Annotated in this window: 1 protein-coding gene; it reads right to left on the reverse strand. The window is 69.7% G+C overall.

Features of this window, described 5'->3' with window-relative positions:
• Positions 1 to 346 (reverse strand): polyketide synthase dehydratase domain-containing protein (locus tag AADR41_RS42635; protein ID WP_342287840.1); only part of this gene is annotated, 346 nt, incomplete at both ends.

Here is a 346-nt window from a genome sequence, read left to right on the forward strand (position 1 = left end):
GTCCGGCTACGGCTTGGATTTGGAGGGGTTGGTCGGTGAGGGGGAGGGGGGTTTCGAGGGTGAGGTCTTCGATGGTGGTGCAGCCGGTGCGGTGGGCGGTGTGGAGGGCGAGGTCGACGAAGGCGGTGCCGGGCAGGAGGGTGGTGCCGGCGATGGTGTGGTGGGTGAGCCAGGGGTGGTCTGTGGTGGTGAGGCGTCCGGTGAGGATGAGGTGGCCGGTGTCGGCGAGGTCGATGGCGGCGGTGAGGAGGGGGTGGTCCGTGGTGGTGAGTCCGGCTCCGGTGAGGTCGGTGCGGGGGGTGGGGTGGAGCCAGAAGTCCTCGTGCTGGAACGGATAGGTCGGCAG

The sequence above is a fragment of the Streptomyces sp. CLV115 genome, assembly GCF_038448545.1.
GTDB lineage: Bacteria > Actinomycetota > Actinomycetes > Streptomycetales > Streptomycetaceae > Streptomyces > Streptomyces sanglieri.